This window comes from Pseudomonas sp. S1(2024), from assembly GCF_046557535.1.
Map to the genome: position 1 here is coordinate 1 of NZ_JBKGFP010000099.1, position 21846 is coordinate 21846.

Genomic DNA, 21846 nt, shown 5'->3' on the forward strand with positions numbered 1-21846 from the left:
GACCCAGCGGGTTGTCGTAGTGCAGGTGCACGCGGGTACCGCCGGTGGCGCTGATGTCGGTCAGCGTACCATCGGGCGTGCGGGTGAAATGCAGGAAGTGGCCGAGGGCGTTTTCGATGCGTTGCAGCGGCACTTCGCTGTTGGTGTCTGGCACTTCGCCGAAATAGAAGAACAGGTTGTCGAGGGTTTGCAGGATGTAGTGGCCGCCCTCGGTGCACACCAGGTACACCTGCTCGTGCGGGTTGTAGATCCGTTCGCCCGGTTGCAGGGTCACGAACGGGACTTTGCGGCCTTGGTTGTCGGTGAGGTAAATGAATGAGCCCCGCCGACGCAAGCTTTGCTCCCAGGGCAGCACCCAGCCGCGCCCGAGCACGCTGTCGACGGTAAGGTCGCTGGCGTAGAAACGTGACCACTCGATCGGCATCAAGCCCGGGAGGCTGAAGTCAATTTCATCGGGGATCAGTTTGCGACCGGTGGTGAGGTCGACCGGGTTGCCAACCAGTCCACCCAACACCCTGCGTGCCACGGGTTCGACCACGTAGCGGGCGGCCACTTCGCCAGCAATGAAGCCGGCCGTGAATTTCAGGGCACAAGGTAGGGCGGCCTTCATACCGGCCTGGGTACCCATCTTGAGCACATTCGCGAGGCCACTGGCTGCGCCAGCAATCGCCATCAGCACATCCACAGTGGTGCGCAGCCACTCCGGGACTTCGTCATCCACGGGCAGGTAGCGGTAAGTGCCACCGCCGATGAAGACGTTGTTCGCCCCCCCGGAAATGGTCGCGCCGCAGGTCAGCTTGTCGCCCTTGCGCGCCGCCGCGACGCCATTGATGAAGACATTGGTCGAGCCTTCGGCGATCTGCACCGGGCCAGGATGGTTGTCGCAGGCGCCGATGCTTTTTTCGACGCGGGCGGCCTTGCGGCTGTTGATGAAAACGTTGGGTGAGGCAGTGGTTATCGTCCCTGAGGGGGACGAGAACATACTGCCTATCGCCTCTCCGGCGGCGGTCAGCAAGCTGCCTCCGATGCCGGCTGCGAGGCCGGCCAGCAAGGCCACGCCGAACCCACAGGTGAAGGTGGCGATGGCCACCGTGGCCACCAGCGCGATGCCCAGGGCTGCCCCGATCAGGAAGCCCCCCAGCGCGCTGGTGTGCGATATCTCGTCGCCAAACCTGGCCGCTTCGAACATGAGGGGTTACTCCTGTTCGGCCAAGTTGTGGAACATGAATGAACGACGAGACTGAAGCAGCGACCGCTCGGTCAGATCCTTGATCATTGTTGCGTCCTTGAGGTTTGAAACCCAAGGACGCTAGGAAAATGCCGTTAGGCCGTCAATGAACAAGGCGTTCAGTGCGCGGACCTGCTTGTAGGAAAGCACTTACCCGCCCGGAGCGACTGCCTTGCCGCATTGGCTTGGGTTACCATACCGCCCTTGCGCAACACCCATCACCCAAGCCAAGCCCCCGCTTGCTCGACTCGACACCAACAGGTCATCCATGCGTCTGTTTCATACCTCCGACTGGCACCTGGGCCAAAGCCTGCACGGCCAGGAACGCGACTTCGAACACGCCTGCTTCCTCGACTGGCTGCTCGGCCAGCTGCGCCTGCGCCAGCCGGATGCGCTGCTGATCGCTGGCGATATCTTTGACACGGTCAACCCACCGGTCAAAGCCCAGGAACGTCTCTACGACTTCATCGTCCAGGCCCACGAACAACAGCCGAAGCTGGACATCGTGATGATCGCCGGCAACCACGACTCCGGCTCGCGCATCGAGCTGCCCGCGGCGCTGATGCGCCGCCTGCGCACCCATGCCCTGGGCCGTGTGCACTGGCTGGACGAGGGCCAGCTGGACGCCGAGCGCCTGCTGATTCCGCTGACCAACGGCCGTGGCAAGGTCGCCGCCTGGTGCCTGGCCCTGCCCTTCCTGCGCCCGGCCGAGGTGACCGGCCCGCAATTGGGCGACGACTACCTGCAAGGCATCACCCAGGTGCACCAGCAGTTGATCGCCGCCGCGCAAAAGAAGCGCAAGAAGGACCAGGCGCTGATCGCCATCAGCCACGCGCACATGGCCGGTGGCGCGGTGTCGGAGGACTCCGAGCGCAGCCTGATCATTGGCAACGCCGAGGCGCTGCCGGCCAAGCTGTTCGACAAGGCCATCAGCTACGTCGCCCTGGGCCACCTGCACAAGCCGCAGAAGGTCAACCGCGAAGAACGCATCCGCTACAGCGGCTCGCCGATCCCGCTGTCGTTCGCCGAAATCAACTACCCGCACCAAGTGCTGGAAGTGGAGCTGGACGGCACTGGCCTGGTCAGCGTCGAACCGCGCCCGGTACCGCGCGCCGTGGCCCTGCAACGGGTCGGCCCGGCACCACTGGGCGAACTGCTGGAGCAGTTGGCCGAGCTGCCAGTGATCGACCTGCTCGAAGACCCCAACCGCCAGCCCTGGCTGGAGGTGCGGGTGATACTGGATGAGCCGCAACCCGACCTGCGCCAGCAGATCGAAACCGCACTGCAAGGCAAGGCCGTGCGCCTGATCCGCATCAGCGCCGAATACGCCGGCCGCAACAATGCCGAAGACGATGACCTGGCCTTTGTCGAACTGGCCCAGATGACCCCGCAGGACCTGTTCAGCCGCGCCTGGGAGCAGGCCTATGGCAACCCCGCCGACGAACAGGCGCTGGCCGACTTCGCCCTGCTGTTGCAGGACGTGCAGCAGGAAGAGGAACAGCCATGAAGATTCTTGCCATCCGCCTGAAGAACCTGGCATCCCTGGCCGGCCCGGTCGATATCGATTTCACCGCCGAACCGCTGGCCAGCGCAGGCCTGTTCGCCATCACCGGGCCTACCGGGGCGGGCAAAAGTACTCTGCTCGACGCCCTGTGCCTGGCGTTGTTCGGCACCGTGCCACGGCTGAACGACATTGGCCGCGAGGCCAAGGTGCCGGATGCAGACGGCGAGATCCCTACCTCCGACCCGCGCAACCTGCTGCGCCGCGGCACCGGCAGCGGCTTTGCCGAAGTCGATTTCGTCGGCATCGATGGCCGCCGCTACCGCGCCCGCTGGGAAGCCAACCGCGCCCGCGACAAGGCCAACGGCAAGCTGCAGCACAGCCGCCAGAGCTTCTACGACCTGGACAGCGAGCAGGTGCTGGGCAGCGGCAAGAACGAATACAAACAACTGGTCGAAGCCCGCCTGGGCCTGAACTTCGAACAGTTCACCCGCGCGGTGATGCTGGCCCAGAGCGAATTCGGCGCCTTCCTCAAGGCCGACGACAAAGAACGCAGCGAGCTGCTGGAAAAGCTCACCAACACCGCCATCTACACCCGCCTGGGCCAGCGGGCCTTCAGCAAGGCACGCGAAGCCGGTGAGGCCCACAATGCCCTGAAGGACCGTGCCAGCCATCTGCTGCCGATGGCCGCCGAAGCACGCGCCGAGCTCGACCAGCGCCTGGAACAGGCGCAGCAGCAATTCAAGGCCGACCAGGCCGGCGAGCGCCAGCTGGAACAGCAACGCAACTGGCTGAACGAGCAGCGCCAGCTGCAGGCCCAGCACGCCGAAGCCGGCACCGCGCTGCAGGCCGCCGAACAGGACTGGCAACAACTGGCTGACCAGCGTCTGGACCTGGTGCGCCTGGAGCGCCTGGCCCCGCAGCGTCACCAGTTCCACCGCCAGCAGACATTGACCGCGCAACTGGCACCGCTGGCAGCGAAGATCGCCGAACAACAGCAGCAGCAAGCCGAGCTGCAAGTGCGCACCAGCGAGCTCGAGCAGGCGCTGGACGCCGCGCGCCAGGCGCTCGCCGTCAGCCAGGCCCAACACAGCGAGAACGCCCCTCGCCTGCGCCAGGCCTTTGCCGCCCAGGACAACCTGGCCCGCCTGGACCAGGAGCTGGCAGCACAGCGCAGTGCCAGCCAGCAGGCCGAGCAGCAGGTCGCCGAAGGCCAGCAGCACCTGCAGCAGCTGGAAGACAACCAGCAGCGCAGCCTGCAGCAACTGGCGCAGATCGACACCGCGCTCGCCGACAGCCAGCACCTGGCGGGCCTGGCCAACGCCTGGCACGCCTACCTGCCGCAACTGAAGCAAGTGATGCTGATCGGTGGCCGCCTGGCCAAGGGCCGTGAAGAGCTGCCCGGCCTACAGGCCCAGGCCAGCCAGGCCAATGCGCACTTGCAGGCCGAGCGCGATGCCTTCGAGCTGCTGTTCCGCGAAGCCAAGGCCGAACCCCAGGCCCTGGCAGAACAGATCGACCTGCTGGGTGGCATGCTGCAGGACAACCGCAAGCAGCAGCGCGCCGTGGAAGAACTGTCACGCCTGCATGGCCGTGAACTGGAACTGCGCCAGCAACTGGAGGCCGTGCGCGTGCGTCAGCAGCAGGCCATGCAGCAGCGCCAGCAGCTGATTACCGAAGGCACCGCCGCCAAGGCCGAGCTGGAGTCCGCCGAGCAAGCGCTCAACCTCACCCGCCAGTTGCTGGAACGCCAGCGCCTGGCACGCAACACCAGCGTCGAAGAGTTGCGCGGCCAGTTGCGCGACGGCGAACCCTGCCCGGTGTGCGGCAGCGCCGAGCACCCGTTCCACCAGCCTGAAGCGCTGCTGCAAAGCCTGGGTCGCCATGACCAGGCCGAGGAAGACGCCGCGCAGAAGCAGGTCGAAACCCTCAACAGCAAGCTGGTGGAGCTGCGCACCCAGCTGGGCGTGGTCAACGCCCAGCTCAAGGATTACCAGCAGCAACAGCAGCAACTGGGCGAGCAGCTACAACCGCTGGTGGCCCAGGTGCAGGCGCACAGCCTGTGGCCCGCCCTGGCCCCGCAGGACGACAATGCCCGCAGTGCCTGGCTCGACAGCCAGCTGCGGCGCCTGGACGAAGAAATCGGCCAGGACGAGAAACGCCAGAGCGCCCTGCTCGCCCTGCAAAAAGATGCAGCCCGTCTCAACCAGCAATTGCAGGCCGCCCAGCAGGCGCAACAGCAGGCCCAGCGCCACCTGGAGCAACAGCACCAGGCCCTGTCCAGCGACGAGCAGCAGTTGCAGCAAGGCCTCGCGGACCTTGCCGGCGTATTGCCCGAAGAGGCCCTCAAGGCCTTGAACGACGACCCGGCCAATGCCTTCCTCGCCCTGGACCAGCAGATCGCCCAACGCCTGCAGCAACTGGAGCAGCGCAAGGACGAACAGGAAGAACAGCAAGCCCGCCAGGCCCAGCTGGACAAGCTGCGCGACCAGCAGCAGGCACGCGTGCAGACCCAGCAGCAGCTGCAGCAGAAACTTGCCGCCCTCGACGAGCAGCGCCAGCAGGCTCAGGCTTCGCTCGGCGAACTGCTTGGCGGGCATGCAAGCGCCGAAGCCTGGCAACTGCATATGGACGCCGCGCTGGAGCAGGCCCGCGCCCTCGATGCCGACACTGCCCAGCGCCTGCAGGAGCTGCGTACCCAAGGCGTGCAACTGGCCAGCGAACTCAAGGCCAACACCCAGCAGCAGCAGGCGCTGGACGCCGAGTGCCAGCAGTTGCAGGGCCAGATCGCCCAGTGGCGCGCAGAACACCCGGAACTGGACGACGCCGGCCTGGATCGCCTGCTGGGCATGGAGGACGCGCAGGTAAATGAGCTGCGCCAGCGCCTGCAAGGCGCCGAAAAGGCCATCGAACAGGGCCGCGTGCTGCTGCAGGAACGTGAACAACGCCTGCAGCAACATGCCGCGCAAATGACTGTGGACACCTCGGCCGACGCCCTGGAACAGGCCCTGACCGAACTGCGCGAACGCCTGGCCGGCCATGAGCAGCAATGCGCCGAACTGCGTGCACAGCAGGCCGATGACCAGCGTCGCCAACAGGCGCACCAGGCGCTGGCGGCGGAAATCGAACAGGCCCACCAGCAGTGGCAACGCTGGGCTCGCCTGAACGCCCTGATCGGCTCGGCCTCGGGCGATGTGTTCCGCAAGATCGCCCAGGGCTACAACCTCGACCTGCTGCTGCACCACGCCAACGCCCAGCTGCGCCAGCTGGCCCGCCGTTACCGCCTCAAGCGCGGCGGCAGCGCCCTCGGCCTGCTGGTGCTGGACACCGAGATGGGTGACGAACTGCGTTCGGTGCACTCGCTGTCTGGCGGGGAAACCTTCCTGGTGTCGCTGGCCCTGGCCCTGGGCCTGGCCTCGATGGCCTCCAGCACGCTGCGCATCGAATCGCTGTTCATCGACGAAGGCTTCGGCAGCCTCGACCCCGAGTCGCTGCAACTGGCCATGGACGCCCTCGACGGCTTGCAGGCCCAGGGCCGCAAGGTGGCAGTGATTTCCCACGTGCAGGAAATGCACGAACGCATCCCGGTGCAGATCCAGGTGCGCCGCCAAGGCAATGGCCTGAGTGACGTGGAGGTGTGCGGGTGATCCTCTACTCGTTCCGCCGCTGCCCCTGGGCCATGCGCGCGCGCCTGGCCCTGCGCTATGCGGGGTGCGAGGTGGAGATTCGCGAGGTAGCGATGAAGAACAAGCCGGCAGAACTGCTGGCCTTGTCACCCAAGGGCACGGTGCCGGTACTGGATACCGGTGCCGGGGTGCTCGAAGAAAGCCTGGACATCATGCGCTGGGCGCTGGCGCAAAACGACCCGCAGGACTGGCGGCTGCAGGCCGACCCTGCGGCGGCGCAGCAGGCTGAAACACTGATTGCGCGCAACGACAGCACGTTCAAGGCGCAGGTGAACCTGTACAAGTATGCCGAGCGCTACCCCGAGCATACCCGCGAGCATTACCGCCAGCAGGCCGAGGCCTGGCTGGCGGAGCTCGAGGGCCTGCTGGCAGGCAGGCCCTACTTGCTGGCCACGCACCCGAGCATTGCCGATGCCGCGTTGCTGCCCCTGATGCGCCAGTTTGCCGGGGTCGAACCGCAGTGGTTCGCCGAGGCGGCTTATCCGCGGGTGCGGAGCTGGCTGGAGGGGTGGCTGGCTTCGGAGCTGTTCAAGGCCGTAATGGCCAAATGAACCCTGTTTCCTGTACTGGCCCTATCGCCGGCAAGCCGGCTCCCACAGGTACGGCGCTGGACCTGAGGCCTGCTCACCCCCTGTGGGAGCTGGCTTGCCGGCGATAGGGCCAGTACAGGATTCAGTGGTTGTGCTTGCCACTCAATGCCGCATGGAAATTGGCACTCTGGCGCAGGTACTGTTCGGTGTAGCTATGGGTAGCGGACGCTTTGCCGCTGCTGTCGGCATGGGCATGCGCTGGCAATACGACCGAAGCGGAAATGGCGGATGCGGCAATGACCGGGAAGAGATTGAAGTTCATCTGGGCTGACCTCGACGGCGGTGGTTTGACGTTGGCCCGTTTGGGCCTTGGGTCAAACTTACGCCGCCGAAGCCGCAGGCAAAAATTCATTGCGGCAGTATCGATTATCACGCCGATCGATATCACTCGATGAACTTCAGATCCGACGGTGCCTCCTGCTTCAGCTTCTGCACCGTCTCCAACAACTTGCCGCTGCGGGGATCGCGGCGTATCACCACGATCTGGTTGCTCTTCTGGTTGGCCACCAGCAGGAAGTTGTCGCTCGGGTCGAGGGCGAACTCGCGGGGATGATCCCCCTCCACCGAACGGCGCTGCAGGAACGTCAGCTGGCCATCCTGCTTGCCCACGCTGAACGCCACGATCTCGTTGGCCGTGCCGCGGTTGCTCACATACAGAAAGCGCCCGTCTGCCGACAGGTGCAAGCCACCTGCCGCTTTCGCCGCAGCTTCCTTGCTCTCGGTCAGGGGCAGGCGCTGGCGTTCGACCAGGTTGCCCTCCTGCACGTCGAACATCACCACTTCGGCACTCATTTCCAGGGTCAGGTAGGCGTGCCGACCCTTGGCGTCGAACAACAGGTGGCGCGGCCCGCTGCCCCGCGGCAGGTCCACCGACGCGGGGATCGCTGGCGTCAACGGGTGGTCTGCGCTGGCACCGTCGTAGCGGTAGATGAACACCTTGTCGGCCCCCAGGTCGCTGGCATACAGGTGGCGGCCGTCCGGTGACAGCACCAGTGAATGCACATGGGCGCCAGCCTGGCGCTCGGGGTTGACCCCGCTCGCCTTGTGCCGGGCCTGTTGCACCACCGGCTTGAGCTTGCCGTCCCTGGCCACCGGGACTACCACCAGGCTGCCGCCGGGATCGGGCTTGACCGCGTAGTTGGCCACGAACAGATAACGCTGGTCCTGGCTGAGGCTGGCGTGGGTAGGCTCGTCACCTTGGCTGGGCACCTGGTTGAGTAGCTTGATCTCGCCTTTTGCACTGACGGCGAAACTGCTGACCCCGCCCTTCGGCGTTTCGTTGACCGCAAAGAGTTGGCGTTGATCGGCCGACAGCACCAGCCATGAAGGGCTGACACTCTCCACCACCTGCTGCGGCGACGGGTCGATATGACCGGTCTTTTCGTCGAACCCGTAGCGGTAGATGCCCTCGCTGGCGCCATCGGTGTAACTGCCCACCAGCAAGGTGGCGGCGTGGGCATGGATGGTCAGGCTCATCAGGCTAGCGGTCAGCAGGCTCGTCCAGATCCGATTCATCTTCGTCATCATCCGGGGCGCGAAAGGCACTCATACAGACTAGCCGATGCGCGCCGTCGGCATCGTCGAGTTGCCACTCGTCACCCACGGCGATGGCAGCTGTGATCTGCTCGGGGGTGAAGGTCCAGCGGCGGAGCTGGCGGCCGTCCATGCATTCGATGGTGAGGCCGGATTCATCGGAGGTGAAGTCGAAGGCGTGCAGGCCGTCGATCAGGAGCATGTCGCAGGACTGCAGGGCGGTGGCGAGGGGGGACATGGGGGTACCAATCTGAAATGAGTTGGCATTATAGCCCTGGGGCTGCTTTGCAGCCCATCGCCGGCAAGCCAGCTCCCACAGGGATCGCACAAATCTGGAGGCTTGCGCTGTACCTGTGGGAGCTGGCTTGCCGGCGATGGGCCGCAAAGCGGCCCCCTGCAATTCAATGGGCAAAAATCGACCCGCCCTCCTTGCCCACCATCTTCTCCGGCTTGATCAGGAACCGCGCCAACGCCGGCAACAACCACAGCGCCCCGAACATGTTCCACAACAACATGAAAGTCAGCATCAACCCCATGTCCGCCTGGAACTTGATCGCCGAGAAGATCCAGGTGCACACGCCGATGGCCAGGCACAACCCGGTGAACAGCACCGCCTTGCCAGTCGAGCGCAGGGTCTCGTAATAAGCCTCCTGCAACGGCAACCCGGCGCGCAGGAAGCTTTCCAGCCGGCTGTAGATGTAGATGCCATAGTCCACGCCAATGCCCACACCCAGCGCCACCACCGGCAAGGTCGCCACCTTGACCCCGATGCCCATGTAGGCCATCAGCGCGTTGCCCAGCACCGAGGTCAGCACCAGCGGCAGGACGATACACAGGGTGGCGGCGAACGAGCGGAAGGTAATCAGGCACATCACCGCCACGCAGATGTACACCAGGATCAGGATGGTCAGCTCGGCCGACTTGATCACCTCGTTGGTCGCCGCCTCGATTCCGGCATTGCCCGCCGCCAGCAGGAACTGCAGGCCTTCCTTGTTGTGGCTGTCGGCAAACGCCTTGGCCACGGCAGTGACCCGCTCCAGGGTTTCGGCCTTGTGGTCGTTGAGGAACACCAGCACCGGTGCCAGCGAGCAGTCGCCGTTGTACAGGCCATCGGCGCGGGCGATGGAGTTGTTGAGGATGTCCGGGTTGCGCGACAGGGTTTCCCATTTCAGGCTGCCCTCGTTCATGCCCTTGATCACCTGCTTGGACACGGTCACGAGGGAAATTGCCGACTGCACGCCCGGGGTGTTCTGCATGGTCCACATCAGCTCGTCGATCGGCGCCATGGTCGAGTGGATCGAGCAGCTTTCCGGCGGGGTCTTGACCATGATCACCAGCACGTCGGAACTGGTCGAGTAGTTACTGATGATGAAGTTGTTGTCCTGGTTGTAGCGCGAATCGGGGCGCAGTTCCGGCGCGCCCTGGTCGAGGTCGCCGATCTTCAGGTTCTGGCTGTACCACAGGCCACCGGCGAAGGCGACCAGCGCCAGGGCCACCGATACAGGCGCCACCTTGGCACTGGCGAAGTTCGACAACAGGCGCCAGAACGGGTGCTCGCGGGTGGCGTCCTGCTTGCTGCGCTCGACGGCCTTCTTGCTGATGCCGACGTAGGAGATGGCTACCGGCAGCAGGATGAGGTTGGTGAACACGATCACCGCCACACCGATGGAAGCACCGATGGCCAGCTCACGAATCACGCCGATGTCGATGATCAGCAAGGTGATGAAGCCCACGGCGTCGGCGAGAATGGCGATCATCCCCGGCAGGAACAGCTGGCGGAAGGTGCGCCGGGCAGCGGTCAGGGCGTTGTCGGCATCACTCGACTGCAGGGCGATACCGTTGATCTTCTGCACCCCGTGGGAAATGCCGATGGCGAAGATCAGGAACGGCACCAGCATCGAGTACGGGTCCAGGCCAAAGCCCACCGCATGCATCAGGCCCAGCTGCCAGACCACTGCCACCAGGGTGGTGATGAGCACGGCGATGGTGCTGCGGATGCACCAGGTGAACCAGTACAGCAGCACCCAGGTGATGGCCAGGGCGACGCCGAAGAACATCGCCACCATCACCAGGCCGTCGATCAGGTCGCCGACCTTCTTGGCGAAGCCGACGATGTGCACCTTCACGTTGGGGTTCTGCGCCTGGAACTTGTCACGGATCTTTTCTTCAAGCTGGTGCGAGAACTGCTGGTAGTCCAGCTTCACCTGCTTGCCCGGGTCCTGCGGGTCGGGGTAGCTCTCCAGCAGTGGCACATCGACGATGCTGGACTTGAAGTTGTTGCCCACCAGTCGCCCCACCTGGCCCGACTTGAGCACGTTGTCGCGCAAGGTGTCGAGGCTGTCCTGCGAGCCGTTGTAGGTGTTGGGAATCACCTCGCCACCCGAGAAGCCTTCCTCGGTGACCTCGCTCCAGCGCACGCTGGGGCTCCACAGCGACTTCAACCCGGCACGGTCGACGCCAGGGATGTAGAACACCTCGTCATGGATCTGCCGCAGGGTCTCCATGTAGTCCTTGTCGAAGATGTCGCCATTCACAGCTTCCACCGAAATGCGCACGGTGTTGCCGAGGTTGGCCAGGTCGTTGCGGTGCTCCATCATCTGCTCGATGAACGGGTGCTGCAGCGGGATCATCTTCTCGAAGCTGGTGGACGGGCGTATCTGCGTGGCCTGCCAGAACAGGAAGATGCTGACCAGCACGCACAGGGCGATGACCACGGGGCGATTGTTGAAGATCAGGCGTTCGAGCAACGTGGCCTTGTCCTGGTGATGCGGGTGCATGGTGATGCTCTCCCTGCTGGTCATGGACGCACCTCCTGGTCAGCACCCTGCGGATCAGCCAGGTGCACGCCACCCTGCCCTACCAGCAGCAGGCCGCCATCGGCCAGGCCGCTGACGCCGGCCAGGGCAATGCGGTCGGCGCGGTTGTAGACACTGAAGGTCTGGCCGTCATCGGTACTGCGCAGCACGCTGCCGCCATTGCCGACCAGCACCAGGCTACCGTCCTCGACAAGCGTAGCGCCTGCCAGGCCGAATTCGAGGGTGCCACGTGCGGCCTTGAGCTCGATCGGTTGCCAGCTGTCACCGAAATCGGTGGAGCGGAACAGGTTGCCGCGCAGGCCGTAGGCCAGCAATGTGCGCGGCTGTGCAGTGCCTATCACGCCGAACAGCGAGCCCTCATAGGGGCCTTGAACCTTGGCCCAGGTCTGGCCGTTGTCGGCCGAGCGGAACATGCCGCCCTGCTCGCCGACAATGAACAGGCCCGCGTCACGCACCTGGGCGATACCGTTCAGGTGCAGCTGGTCGGGGTTGTCCAGGCGCTCGGCCACGTCCTGCCAGTGCTGGCCGCCGTCGGTGGTTTCCAGCAAGGCGCCGTAGGCACCTACGGCAAAGCCGTGCCGGGCGTCGAGGAAGGCGACATCGAGCAAGGGGGCTTCGCGGGGCAGGTCTTCGAACTGCTTGCTCCAGGTGGCACCACCATCGCTGCTGGCGAGCACCAGCGCATCGTGGCCGACGGCCCAGCCGCGCTTGTCGTCAAGGAAGAACACCGCGGTCAGCAGTTGTCGGGTGGGCACCCGCGCCTGGGTCCAGGTTCTGCCCTGATCGTCGGAGAACAGGATATGACCGCGATCGCCCACTACCACCAGGCGCTTACCGGCATGGGTGGCGTCGATCAGCAGGCTTTGGCTGGCCTTGGCCGATTCGGTGGAATATTCGTCGGCGGCAGCGGCTTGCACGCTGTTAGCCCACACGCCGAGCCCCAGCGCCAGTACCGCGCTGGCTGCCAATGGCCAGGCAAAGCGCCTGTTCTGTTCCCTCATGACTGTCCCCCTGTTGTGTTCTTGTCTGGTGGGTCAATGCACTGCAGGTACTGCGAAAAGCCTGATCTAGAGGCTTGCAATAGCTTGAGGGGATCGTAGCGGGGATATTTGCGGGAACACAACGGGCGGGGTGTTATGTTTTGTTGTCGGCTGTAAAAAGCCGGGGCCGCTGTGCGGCCCTTCGCGGGCACGCCCGCTCCCACAGGGGTATCACAGGCCTTGAAAGCAGTGATATCCCTGTGGGAGCGGGCGTGCCCGCGAAGGGCTGCACAGCAGCCCCAAGCTCTTCCAGGCTCAAGCCAGGCTCTTGCTCACCACTTCATACACATCACTGGACAGCTCACCAGAAGCCAGAATCCGCTCCAGCTCGCCCTTCATCAGGGCCTGACGCGCAGAGTCATACTTGCGCCAGCGGGTCAGTGGTGCCAGTTGCCGCGAAGCGATCTGCGGGTTCAGCGCATTCAGCTCGATCACCAGGTCCGCCAGGAAGCGGTAGCCGGAGCCATCCGCCGCATGGAAGTTGACCAGGTTCTGCCCGGCAAAGGCGCCGATCAACGCACGTACCTTGTTCGGGTTCTTCAGGGTGAACGCCGGGTGCTGCATCAGCGCCTTGACCCGCGCCAGCCCGCCCGGCAGCGTACTGGCCGCCTGCACGCTGAACCACTGGTCCATGACCAGCGGGTTGTCCTTGAAGTGCTCGGCAAACGCCTCCAAGGCCTTGGCCCGCTCGGCCTCGAACGGCGAGTTGACCAGCACGGCCAGGGCGGTAAGGCGCTCGGTCATGTTGTCACAGTGCTCGAACTGCTCCAAAGTCGCCTGCAGCACCTGCGGCTTGCCGCTCTGCATCAGGTACGACAGCGCGATGTTCTGCAGGCTGCGGCGAGCGAAATGCTCGGCCGAGGCCACGTAGGCGGTGTTGCGCGACACGTCGCGGTTGGCCTGGTAACGCGACCACAGGGCGTCGAACAGTTGCTCGGCGATCTGCTGGCGGGCGAACTCGCGGGCGGCGTGGATGGCGTCCACGTCGGCCACCTGGCTGATTTCGGTGAGGTAGGCCTCACCCGGCAGCGAGAGCATTTCGGCAACCATGGCCGGGTCCAGCGACTCGTTGCCGAGCACGGTGCCCAGGGCGCTGATCAGGCGCTGGTCGAGCTTGAGTGCTTCGCCGCGCTGATGCTGGCCGATCAGCTCCTGCAGCACCTGCACCGACAACTGCTGCCCCGCCTCCCAGCGGTTGAAGCCGTCGCTGTCGTGCTGCATCAGGAACATCAGCTGGTCGCGGTCGTAGGGGAAGCTGAGCTTGACCGGTGCACTGAAGCCACGCAGCAGCGAAGGCAGCGGCTTGGCCTGGATGCCCTGGAAGGTGAAGGTCTGCTCGGCCTCGGTCACCGACAGCACGCGGCTGGTGCCCTGCGCCGTCGCTTCGCCGGCCAGTTGCAGCGGCAGGTCGTTGCCTGCGGCATCCAGCAGGCCAAGCTCCACCGGGATCACGAACGGCAGTTTTTCGGCCTTGTCCGGGGTCTGCGGGCAGCTTTGGCGGAAGGTCAGGCTGTAGGTTTGCGCGGCCGCGTCATAAGCCTCGCTGACTTCCAGGCGCGGGGTGCCGGCCTGGTTGTACCAGCGCTTGAACTGGGTGAAGTCGACGCCGTTGGCGTCTTCCATGGCCTTGATGAAATCGTCGGTGGTCACCGCCTGGCCATCGTGGCGTTCGAAGTACAGGTCGCTGCCATTGCGGAAGCCGTCGGCGCCCAGCAGGGTACGAACCATGCGCACCACTTCGGCGCCCTTCTCGTACACGGTCAGGGTGTAGAAGTTGGAGATCTCGATGAAGCTGTCCGGGCGCACCGGGTGGGCCATGGGGCCAGCGTCTTCGGCGAACTGGTGAGTACGCAGGTAGGCCACGTCTTCGATGCGCTTGACCGTGCGCGAGTTCATGTCGGCGCTGAACTCGGCATCTCGGAACACCGTGAAGCCTTCCTTCAGCGACAGCTGGAACCAGTCACGGCAGGTGACGCGGTTGCCCGACCAGTTGTGGAAATACTCGTGGGCAACCACGCCTTCGACGCGCTGGTGTGCGGCATCGGTGGCGGTTTCGGCACGGGCCAGCACACAGCTGGAGTTGAAGATGTTCAGGCCCTTGTTTTCCATGGCGCCCATGTTGAAGTCGTTGACCGCGACGATCATGAAGATGTCCAGGTCGTACTCGCGGCCATAGACTTCTTCGTCCCAGCGCATTGACTTCTTCAGGCTGACCATGGCGTGGTCGCACTTGTCGATGTTCTCGGGCTCGACGTAGATGCGCAGGGTCACGTCACGGCCGGACTGGCGGGTGAAGCTGTCCTCGACGCACCACAGGTCACCGGCCACCAGGGCGAACAGGTAGGCCGGCTTCATGAACGGGTCTTCCCAGGTCGCCCAGTGGCGACCATCGTCTGCCGGCCCGCTGCCGATCGGGTTGCCGTTCGACAGCAATACCGGGTAGCGATGCTGCTCGGCGATCACCGTCGTGGTGAAGGTGCTCATCACGTCCGGGCGGTCGAGGTAGTAGGTGATCTTGCGGAAGCCTTCGGCCTCGCACTGGGTGCAGAACATCTTGCCCGACTTGTACAGGCCTTCCAGTGCGGTGTTGCTTTCGGGGTGGATCTTCACGCTGGTGTCGAGGGTGAAGCGCTCGGCCTTGGGCTGCACGGTCAGGCTGTCGGCGTCGAGCTGGTAGTCGCCCGGCTGGAGTTCCTGGTCATCCAGCGAGGCGCGCAGCAGCTCCAGCTGCTGGCCATCGAGTACCAGTGGCGGCAGGCCGGCACCGCGTGCCGGGTTGCGGCGCATGACCAGTTGCGCGTGAACCAGAGTGTGGTCCTCGAACAGCTCGAAGGTCAGGTGCGTCTCGTCGATCAGGTACTCGGGCGCCTGGTAATCCTCGAGGTAGATCACTTGCGGTTGTTCGGTACGCATGTGCAGGTCCTTTTTACTGGAGCACGGCCAACTGGTAGGCCGTGTACTTGCGAATATTGATCACACCGGTGTCGAAGATCAGGTACTGGCCCTTGATGCCCAGCAGCGTGCCTTCCACTACCGGGTCCTTGTCGAGGTTGAAACTGACGATCTTCGATGGGTAGGCCTCGACCGGGTACTTCATCTGCACCACTTCGGCGTCGGCCAGCGGCTGGATCGCCTGCAGGCCGAAGCGCCCCTGCAGCTCGCGCAGGCCATCGGCACAGGCGTCGAAGACCTGTTCACGAATGGCCACCAGGTCGAGCTCCTCGGCATCGCCCTTGAGCAGGGCGCGCCAGTTGGTGCGGTCCGGCACCTGGCTGCGCAGCAAGTCTTCGACCAGGCCGGACTGCTGGCGGGTGGCCACGCGCACGATCGGCAGGGCCTGGCTGGCACCCTGGTCGAGCCAGCGGGTGGGCAGCTGGGTGGCGCGGGTGATACCGACCTTGATCCCCGACGAGTTGGCCAGGTAGACCACATGGTCGGTCATGCAGAACTGTTCGCCCCACGACGGTTCGCGGCAGGTGCCAGCGTCGTAATGGCACTTTTCCGGGGCCATGATGCACACGTCGCACTGGGCCAGTTTGGTCATGCACGGGTAGCAGTAACCCTGGCTGAAGCTGGTCTTGGTGCGCTTGCCACAATGGCTGCAGTGAATGGCGCCAAGGTACTCAAGGCGCAGGCGCTGGCCGATCAGCGGGTTGACCGGCACCTGCGTGTCATCAAGGCGAAAGCTGTACTGCACCACTGGCGCCTGCAGGCTTACCGCCATCTTGCTCAACGAGCCACGAGCGAGTTCGATCAATGTACCGAGTCCGACTTGAACAGAATGTTGGCGATCGGCGCGGACTTCGAGGCGCATTCCTGCGGGCCCATGTAGCCGGTACGCTGGTCTTCGGGCAGGTTTTTCATCTCCCAGGCGATTACCGCCTGCAGCGACAGCTCTTTCTGCTCGGCAGTGAGCTTGCGGCCATCCGACCATTTGCCGATTTCCACGGCCAGTTTCAGGCTCTCGTAGATTTCCGGGGTGATGTTTTCGATCATTTGCGCGAAAGTGGACATAGTGTCTCCTGATTCAAGCCGACAGTTTACGCCGGGCAAGCGCCCCACCCAAGAGCCCGGTCAGGCATCCGATGAGCAGCCCGCCGACGTGGGCGGCGTTGGCGATCTGGCCAAGGCCCAGGGTGTCGATCACGCCGCTCAGGCACACCACCAGCCAGATCAGCATCATCACCAGCACGCCCTTGGGCAGGTTGAAGTAACGGTCGGGTGCCAGCCACTGGTACAGCCAGATGTGCCCGAGCAGGCCGTACAGCACGCCGGACAGGCCGCCGAACAGGCTCGGCCCGCTGCTGTAATGCTGGGCCAGGTTGGACACCAGGCTGAACAGCAGGGTCAGGCCCAGCAGCGCCAACGGGCCCTGGCGCAGTTCGATGCGTTTGCCCAGCTCCCAGTACCACAGGCTGTTCATGGCCAGGTGCAGCACGCCGAAATGCAGCAGCATGGGCGATACCAGGCGCCACCACTGGCCTTGGTCCAGGCTTTGCGCCAGCGGGTTGAAGTACAGGTAGTCGCCCTGGACGCGGAAATCGAGGAAGGTGAACCAGCTGATGGTGGTGAAATTGTCGCCAAGGCCGGTGAGGCCGGCGACGATGAAGCATAGCAGCAGGGTCAGGGTGGTGATCTTGCAGGCGCGGGCCTGTTCCGCCAGGGAGGGCCCTTTCGCGGGCTCGCCCGCTCCCACAGGATCGGTGGTGGCCGGCAGGTCGGCGTTGCCGTCGGGGTAGCGCTGGTAGAGTTCGCGGACGTCCGCTGCCAGGGTGTCGGGGGCCCACAGCACCTGGGCATCGCCCTCCTCGCTGACCCGGTGCGGCACCTGCAGGCGCTGCAGCAGGTGAACGAAGCCGCTGAGGTCGACCGACAGCGGCAGGCGCATCACTTCGATAATGTTCATTGGTTGGCCTGTGGGCGGTCGACGTCGACCCAGACGAACTTGTGCGGGTCGATGCGGGTTTCATCATCCAGCCGGTAGGCGGCCAGCTTGCCATAGAGCACGGCGCTGTAGTCCAGGCAGGCCAGGTTGGCGCGGATCGGCGCCGGGCGGCCGCTGCGCCAGTAATGGCCGACGAACAGCATGGGCTCGTCTTCGGCATAGCGCAGCAAGGCGTTCTTCTGGCTGTGACTGAGCGGGGTGCTGGCCACTTCCGCGGGCAGGGCGTCTGGCTGGAACACGATGTCGCCGTAGGTTTGCGGGTCTTCTTCCCAGAACTTGGTACGGAAGAAGGCACGGGTCAGGCCGTCGCCACCGGTGAGGGTCAGGCCGTCCGGCAGGCGCATGTCGGTACCGCGCAGCAGGCGGTTGCACACGGTGGCGGCAAAGCTGCCGTTCACCGCCGAGGCCTGGATGAAGTGTTCGTCGATGCGCCCGTCGGGGTACTGCTGGCGCAGCGGCTCGATCAGCCGCGGGTCCCAGCAGGCATGCACCAGGCGGAAGCGCCCGGCGTCGACGAACAGCGGCAATTCGTAGAACCAGTTGACGAAGTCGTGCCAGTCAGCGGGGTGGTGGGCAAACTGAGTCAGGGTTTCGTCGATCAACCGGGCGTGGCGCGGCGTATGCTCGCGCACGAAGGCCTTGCCGCTGCCAGGCAGTGCCGGGGTGACCCAGCCCAGGGCGTTGTACTCATGGTTGCCCATGATGCAGAACGCCTGGCCGGCCTCGACCATGTCGTGGACGATGTGCAACGCCTCGCGGATGCGTGGCCCGCGGTCGACGATGTCGCCAAGGAACAGCGCCTGGCGCCGCGGGTGGCGCCACACGCCGGCCACACGCTTGTAACCGAGGGCGTCGAGCAGGCGTTCAAGGGTCAGCGCACAACCGTGCACGTCACCGATGATGTCGAAACTTCGCGCCGGATCGAGCATCAGTCGTCCCTGCTTCCCAGGCGGCTGCCCCAGCCGAGCTTGGTGCGGCAGACCTCGTAGTAATTGTGATCCAGCGGGTGGATCAGGCGCAGCTTCTGCGGTTTCTTGCTCACCGTGATGGTGTCGCCGGGGGCGCAGGTGAAGTGGTTCTGGCCGTCACAGGATACCTGCGGGTAGATCTGCAGGTCCTTGGACACCACGATCTTCAGCTCGCTGTTGCCGTCGACCACGATCGGCCGGCCCGACAGGGTGTGCGGGTACATCGGCACGATGACGATGGCGTCGAGCTTGGGGTGCATGATCGGGCCGCCGGCCGACAGCGCGTAGGCGGTGGAGCCGGTGGGGGTGGCGACGATCAGGCCGTCGGCCTTCTGACTGCAGACGAACTGGCCATCGATGTAGATCTCGAACTCGATCATGCGCGTGGACTTGCCCGGGTGCAGCACCACATCGTTCAGCGCATCACCCTGGCCGATGGCTTCGTTGTGGCGGCGTACCTCGGCCTGCAGCAGGAAGCGGTTTTCCACCAGGTAGTGGCCGTCGAGCACTTCGGCGACCTTCTCTTCCAGCTCGTCGGGGCGGATGTCGGTGAGGAAGCCCAGGTTGCCACGGTTGATGCCCAGCACCGGAATGTTGTGCCGGGCCAGGGCGCGGGCGGCGCCCAGCAGGCTGCCGTCGCCGCCGACCACGATGACCAGGTCACAGACCTCGCCCAGCAGCTTGCGGGTGGAGGTTTGCAGGCCATGGCCAGGCAACACTTCGGCGATGGTGTCCTCGAGGATCACGTGCAGGTGGCGCTCGATAAGAAATTTTTTCAGTCGGCGAATGGTGTCGAGCACCTGGGAGCTGCCAAGGCGGCCAATGATACCGATATTGCGAAATTGCTCCATGGGGCTCCTGCGAGGCTCTGCGGCGGGTGACTATGCCGCGATTATGGGCGAAACCACCGGGTAGCGGCAAACCGGCTATGCTCGCAGGATGATGCCATTCGCCCTGCTCCACGACCTGCCCCGGCAGCTACGCCGCCCCAACGTGCGCGACCTGGCCTGGGCCCTGCTGTCGCCTCCGTTGCTCAGCGCCCCGCCCTGCCCCCAGCGCCACCCGCTGGCGGGCAGCCTGTGGGCGGACCAGCCACAGCGCCTGGCAGACTGGCTGCGGGCGCTGGATGACGATGACCGCCCATTGCGCGACTGGCTGGCGCAGCTGGGTAGCCGGCGCCTGGGGCACTACTACGAACGGCTGTGGCAATTCGCCCTGGGCCAGGCCCCGGGCATCGAACTGCTGGCGGCCAACCTGGCGATTCGCGACGGCGGGCGCACCCTGGGCGAGCTGGATGTGGTGCTGCGCGACCGCGACGGTGTGCACCACCTGGAACTGGCCATCAAGCTGTACCTGGGCCCGGAGCATTCCGGGCACGACCCCGACGCCTGGCTGGGGCCGGGCTGCCATGACCGACTGGGAAGCAAACTGGCGCACCTGGCACGGCACCAGTTGCCCATGTCGGCGGGGGCGCACAGCCGCGAGGTGCTGGCCCGGCTGGGGGTGGAGCAGGTGCAGGCGCATGTGTGGCTGGGTGGCTACCTGTTCTACCCGCGGCCTGGGTATGCGCAGCCACCACAGGGCGCCAACCCGCAGCACTTGCGCGGGCGCTGGCTGCGGCGGCGGGACTGGGTCATGGGCGAAGGTGAGCAATGGCAGCCGCTGCAACGGCATGCCTGGCTGGCGCCGGCGCGGGTCGAGGCGCATGAGTGCTGGGCGGTGGAGCAGTTTGCGGCGTGGCTGCATGTGCTGGAGCGGCAGGCTCCGGCGCAGTTGCTGGTGAGGTTGGAGCAAGAGGCTGACGGGGCGTGGCAGGAGGCCGAGCGGGTGTTTCTGGTGGCTGACAGTTGGCCATTTACATCCAAGGCATGATGCAGGCTGTTCCGGCCTCTTCGCGGGCTTGCCCGCTCCCACAGGTACTGCACAGGTCTCTGGCTCAGCGCTGTGCCTGTGGGAGCGGGCTCACCCGCGAAAGGGCCGGTGCAGACAACACAATTTTCACAGACCTGGCGCAAAGATTTGTTACCCCGTAGCCACTACAGTACTTCCTGAGCGCCGGCAAGAGCGCTATCCCGACCTGATGACGAGGACCGATCATGGTTTCATCCACCCCCGCGACCCATTACGCGCGCCTGTCCATCGCCCTGCACTGGCTGATGCTGGTGCTGCTGGCCGCTGTCTACGCCCTAATCGAACTGCGTGGCCTGTTCCCCAAGGACAGCGTCGAACGCAACCTGATGAAGGACCTGCACTTCATGCTCGGGCTCAGCGTGTTCGTGCTGGTCTGGTTGCGCCTGGCCATCCGCCTGAGCCGCCCGACTCCACCCATCGTGCCCAAGCCTGCGGCCTGGCAGACCGGCCTAGCGCACCTGATGCACCTGGCGTTGTACCTGCTGATGATCATCCTGCCGCTGGCCGGCTGGCTGATCCTCAGCGCCGCCGACAAACCAGTGCCGTTCTTCGGCCTGGAGCTGCCGCACCTGATCGGCCCGAACCCGGATCAGGCCAAGTTCATCAAAGGCTGGCATGAACGCATCGGCAGCTGGGGCTACTGGCTGATCGGCCTGCACGCTCTGGCCGGGCTGTATCACCACTATGTGCAGCGCGACAACACGCTGCTGCGCATGCTGCCCTACAAGTAACCGCGCCGGCCCTGCAGGCCGCCGGTGTGCACCACGATCAGGCGGGTGCCGGGCGCGAACAGCCCGGCCTCGACCTGCTCACGCAGGGCTAGCAGGGCCTTGCCAGTGTAGAGGGCTTCGAGCGGCACGCCTGTGTGCCGCTCGCAATCAGCGATGAACGCCAACAGATCAGCGTCGAATTTGCCGAAACCGCCACGGCAGGCGTCGTGCAGTTGGTAGCCATGCGCGCCGGCCAGTGTCGCTACCGCCTCCGGCACACCATGGTCCCTGGGTACCGCCAATGCACCATGCACCACATGTGCGCCCGCCTCGGCCATTACCAGACCGGCCAGGGTAGTCCCCGTTCCAGCAGCCAGCCACCAGGCGTCGTAGCCCGACCAGCCCAGTGCCGCGATCTGCGCCCGTGCCTGCTGCATGATCAGCGCGCAGCCCTGTGCACCGGCAAGCCCGCCTCCCCCTTCGGGGATGCAGTGCCAACCCGGGTAGCGTGCCTGCCAAGGGTCCCAGAAACCCGCTTGGTTTCGTGCGCGGTAGCCGCCATAACCCAGCCAGTGCAGTTCCATGCCCAGCGTCTGCAGGTCACGCACGGTTGGCGTGTCCTGGGCGTGACCACGCAGCAGGCCGGCGGTGGCGAAGCCGAAGCGCTTGCCAGCAGCGGCCAGGGCGTGCAGGTGGTTGGAATGGTTGCCGCCGAGGCTGATCAGGCCCGGGGCGTTGCTGGCGCTGGCCTGTTGCAGGTGATGGCGTAGCTTGAACCATTTGTTGCCGCTGATCAGCGGATCGATCAGGTCCAGGCGCAGGATGGCGGCTTCTACCTGGGCTTGTTGGAGCCAGGGCAGGATCAGGGGCTGCAGGGGGGCTTGGGGCAGGTCAAAGTGCATCGTGCGAGTTTACCAG

At 65.0% G+C, this 21846-nt stretch carries 18 protein-coding genes; 5 read left to right on the forward strand and 13 right to left on the reverse strand.

Annotated features, from left to right (window positions below; all coding sequences use genetic code 11):
• Window positions 1-1189: DUF6531 domain-containing protein (locus tag ACLCGK_RS27060; RefSeq protein WP_410953320.1), on the reverse strand; the 1189-nt coding region annotated here is incomplete at its 3' end.
• 307 nt (window positions 1190-1496) lie between these two features.
• On the opposite strand from ACLCGK_RS27060, the gene ACLCGK_RS27065 reads away from it, so the two are divergent.
• The 3 genes from ACLCGK_RS27065 to ACLCGK_RS27075 are packed head-to-tail and all read left to right on the forward strand — an operon-like array spanning window position 1497 to window position 6966.
• Window positions 1497-2735: an exonuclease SbcCD subunit D C-terminal domain-containing protein gene (locus tag ACLCGK_RS27065; protein ID WP_013971635.1), complete on the forward strand. Its 1239-nt coding sequence runs from the start codon at window positions 1497-1499 to the stop codon at window positions 2733-2735.
• Window positions 2732-6376, forward strand: coding sequence for an AAA family ATPase (locus tag ACLCGK_RS27070; RefSeq protein ID WP_410953194.1), 3645 nt, complete (start codon window positions 2732-2734; stop codon window positions 6374-6376). The genes ACLCGK_RS27065 and ACLCGK_RS27070 overlap by 4 nt, the downstream gene beginning before the upstream one ends.
• Window positions 6373-6966, forward strand: a complete 594-nt coding sequence (locus tag ACLCGK_RS27075; RefSeq protein ID WP_047595235.1) for a glutathione S-transferase — start codon at window positions 6373-6375, stop codon at window positions 6964-6966. Before ACLCGK_RS27070 ends, ACLCGK_RS27075 begins: the two co-directional genes overlap by 4 nt.
• 121 nt (window positions 6967-7087) lie before the next feature.
• On the opposite strand, the gene ACLCGK_RS27080 is transcribed toward ACLCGK_RS27075, so the two are convergent.
• The 11 genes from ACLCGK_RS27080 to ACLCGK_RS27130 form a co-directional block, all read right to left on the reverse strand.
• On the reverse strand, window positions 7088-7267 hold the full coding sequence (locus tag ACLCGK_RS27080; RefSeq protein WP_012271225.1) for a hypothetical protein: 180 nt from the start codon (window positions 7265-7267) through the stop codon (window positions 7088-7090).
• 122 nt (window positions 7268-7389) lie between these two features.
• Window positions 7390-8520, reverse strand: coding sequence for a lactonase family protein (locus tag ACLCGK_RS27085; RefSeq protein WP_410953193.1), 1131 nt, complete (start codon window positions 8518-8520; stop codon window positions 7390-7392).
• On the reverse strand, window positions 8486-8776 hold the full coding sequence (locus tag ACLCGK_RS27090; protein WP_013971631.1) for a DUF5629 family protein: 291 nt from the start codon (window positions 8774-8776) through the stop codon (window positions 8486-8488). Before ACLCGK_RS27090 ends, ACLCGK_RS27085 begins: the two co-directional genes overlap by 35 nt.
• A 163-nt stretch (window positions 8777-8939) precedes the next feature.
• Complete coding sequence (locus ACLCGK_RS27095; protein ID WP_024086538.1) at window positions 8940-11315, reverse strand: efflux RND transporter permease subunit; 2376 nt, start codon at window positions 11313-11315, stop codon at window positions 8940-8942.
• A gap of 20 nt (window positions 11316-11335) precedes the next feature.
• Window positions 11336-12355, reverse strand: a complete 1020-nt coding sequence (locus tag ACLCGK_RS27100; RefSeq protein WP_410953192.1) for a WD40/YVTN/BNR-like repeat-containing protein — start codon at window positions 12353-12355, stop codon at window positions 11336-11338.
• Between the two features lie 294 nt (window positions 12356-12649).
• Complete coding sequence (gene pepN / locus ACLCGK_RS27105; RefSeq protein ID WP_410953191.1) at window positions 12650-15307, reverse strand: aminopeptidase N; 2658 nt, start codon at window positions 15305-15307, stop codon at window positions 12650-12652.
• 13 nt (window positions 15308-15320) lie between these two features.
• The gene (locus ACLCGK_RS27110; protein ID WP_075044170.1) at window positions 15321-16151 is read right to left on the reverse strand and encodes a DUF2797 domain-containing protein; all 831 of its coding nucleotides are present in this window, start codon (window positions 16149-16151) and stop codon (window positions 15321-15323) included.
• On the reverse strand, window positions 16148-16408 hold the full coding sequence (locus ACLCGK_RS27115; protein WP_003260154.1) for a YeaC family protein: 261 nt from the start codon (window positions 16406-16408) through the stop codon (window positions 16148-16150). The genes ACLCGK_RS27110 and ACLCGK_RS27115 overlap by 4 nt, the downstream gene beginning before the upstream one ends.
• Window positions 16409-16421: 13 nt before the next feature.
• Window positions 16422-17300, reverse strand: coding sequence for a rhomboid family intramembrane serine protease (locus tag ACLCGK_RS27120; RefSeq protein ID WP_410953190.1), 879 nt, complete (start codon window positions 17298-17300; stop codon window positions 16422-16424).
• Window positions 17297-18268, reverse strand: a complete 972-nt coding sequence (locus tag ACLCGK_RS27125; RefSeq protein WP_013971625.1) for a metallophosphoesterase — start codon at window positions 18266-18268, stop codon at window positions 17297-17299. Before ACLCGK_RS27125 ends, ACLCGK_RS27120 begins: the two co-directional genes overlap by 4 nt.
• A complete protein-coding gene (locus ACLCGK_RS27130) occupies window positions 18268-19158 on the reverse strand; it encodes an NAD(+) kinase (RefSeq protein ID WP_013971624.1) in 891 nt (296 codons plus the stop codon). The genes ACLCGK_RS27125 and ACLCGK_RS27130 overlap by 1 nt, the downstream gene beginning before the upstream one ends.
• Before the next feature lie 88 nt (window positions 19159-19246).
• On the opposite strand from ACLCGK_RS27130, the gene ACLCGK_RS27135 reads away from it, so the two are divergent.
• Window positions 19247-20179: a DUF1853 family protein gene (locus ACLCGK_RS27135; protein ID WP_410953189.1), complete on the forward strand. Its 933-nt coding sequence runs from the start codon at window positions 19247-19249 to the stop codon at window positions 20177-20179.
• 224 nt (window positions 20180-20403) lie between these two features.
• A complete protein-coding gene (locus ACLCGK_RS27140; RefSeq protein ID WP_003260150.1) occupies window positions 20404-20949 on the forward strand; it encodes a cytochrome b in 546 nt (181 codons plus the stop codon).
• Here the strand turns inward: ACLCGK_RS27140 and ACLCGK_RS27145 are convergent.
• Window positions 20940-21830, reverse strand: a complete 891-nt coding sequence (locus tag ACLCGK_RS27145; RefSeq protein ID WP_410953188.1) for a 1-aminocyclopropane-1-carboxylate deaminase/D-cysteine desulfhydrase — start codon at window positions 21828-21830, stop codon at window positions 20940-20942. The two genes, ACLCGK_RS27140 and ACLCGK_RS27145, sit on opposite strands and share 10 nt — an antisense overlap.
• Window positions 21831-21846: the final 16 nt, after the last annotated feature.

Bases quoted from the DNA above. Each gene is read 5' to 3' on its own strand.
- ACLCGK_RS27145 (WP_410953188.1), bottom strand. From the start codon at position 21,830: ATGCACTTTGACCTGCCCCAAGCCCCCCTGCAGCCCCTGATCCTGCCC.
- ACLCGK_RS27135 (WP_410953189.1), top strand. From the start codon at position 19,247: ATGATGCCATTCGCCCTGCTCCACGACCTGCCCCGGCAGCTACGCCGC.
- ACLCGK_RS27140 (WP_003260150.1), top strand. From the start codon at position 20,404: ATGGTTTCATCCACCCCCGCGACCCATTACGCGCGCCTGTCCATCGCC.
- ACLCGK_RS27070 (WP_410953194.1), top strand. From the start codon at position 2,732: ATGAAGATTCTTGCCATCCGCCTGAAGAACCTGGCATCCCTGGCCGGC.
- ACLCGK_RS27095 (WP_024086538.1), bottom strand. From the start codon at position 11,315: ATGCACCCGCATCACCAGGACAAGGCCACGTTGCTCGAACGCCTGATC.
- ACLCGK_RS27065 (WP_013971635.1), top strand. From the start codon at position 1,497: ATGCGTCTGTTTCATACCTCCGACTGGCACCTGGGCCAAAGCCTGCAC.
- ACLCGK_RS27080 (WP_012271225.1), bottom strand. From the start codon at position 7,267: ATGAACTTCAATCTCTTCCCGGTCATTGCCGCATCCGCCATTTCCGCT.
- ACLCGK_RS27115 (WP_003260154.1), bottom strand. From the start codon at position 16,408: ATGTCCACTTTCGCGCAAATGATCGAAAACATCACCCCGGAAATCTAC.
- ACLCGK_RS27120 (WP_410953190.1), bottom strand. From the start codon at position 17,300: ATGAACATTATCGAAGTGATGCGCCTGCCGCTGTCGGTCGACCTCAGC.
- pepN (WP_410953191.1), bottom strand. From the start codon at position 15,307: ATGCGTACCGAACAACCGCAAGTGATCTACCTCGAGGATTACCAGGCG.
- ACLCGK_RS27085 (WP_410953193.1), bottom strand. From the start codon at position 8,520: ATGAATCGGATCTGGACGAGCCTGCTGACCGCTAGCCTGATGAGCCTG.
- ACLCGK_RS27090 (WP_013971631.1), bottom strand. From the start codon at position 8,776: ATGTCCCCCCTCGCCACCGCCCTGCAGTCCTGCGACATGCTCCTGATC.
- ACLCGK_RS27100 (WP_410953192.1), bottom strand. From the start codon at position 12,355: ATGAGGGAACAGAACAGGCGCTTTGCCTGGCCATTGGCAGCCAGCGCG.
- ACLCGK_RS27125 (WP_013971625.1), bottom strand. From the start codon at position 18,268: ATGCTCGATCCGGCGCGAAGTTTCGACATCATCGGTGACGTGCACGGT.
- ACLCGK_RS27130 (WP_013971624.1), bottom strand. From the start codon at position 19,158: ATGGAGCAATTTCGCAATATCGGTATCATTGGCCGCCTTGGCAGCTCC.